The sequence below is a fragment of the Salmonella sp. SAL4457 genome, from assembly GCF_046548235.1.
Classification (GTDB): Bacteria; Pseudomonadota; Gammaproteobacteria; order Enterobacterales; family Enterobacteriaceae; genus Salmonella; species Salmonella enterica.
The window spans coordinates 1-246 of the sequence record NZ_JBGDZO010001114.1 but is presented as its reverse complement, the minus strand read 5'-3'; the positions used below and the strand labels follow the sequence as shown (position 1 = coordinate 246).

Annotated in this window: 1 protein-coding gene; it reads right to left on the bottom strand. The window is 65.0% G+C overall.

The genetic code is table 11. The features are described 5' to 3' along the window. On the bottom strand, positions 1 to 246 hold a 246-nt coding region (locus ACLJNW_RS27645; RefSeq protein ID WP_410961765.1), incomplete at both ends, for an FtsX-like permease family protein.

Genomic DNA, 246 nt, shown 5'->3' with positions numbered 1-246 from the left:
AGGCCAAACGCGAGCGCGACAGCCACGAACGTCACCGGGTCGAGCGGCGTAATCCCGTCAAGCATGCCCAGCAGAACGCGCGAGATCGCAGCAGCTCCAATCACTCCCAGCGTGATGCCGGCAACCGTGAGGATGAAGCCCTTTCGCAGCACCAGCGCCAACACTTGTCCGCGTTCGGCGCCGAGCGCCATGCGGACGCCAATTTCTTGCGTGCGCTGCGCGACCGTGTACGCCAGCACCGCATAC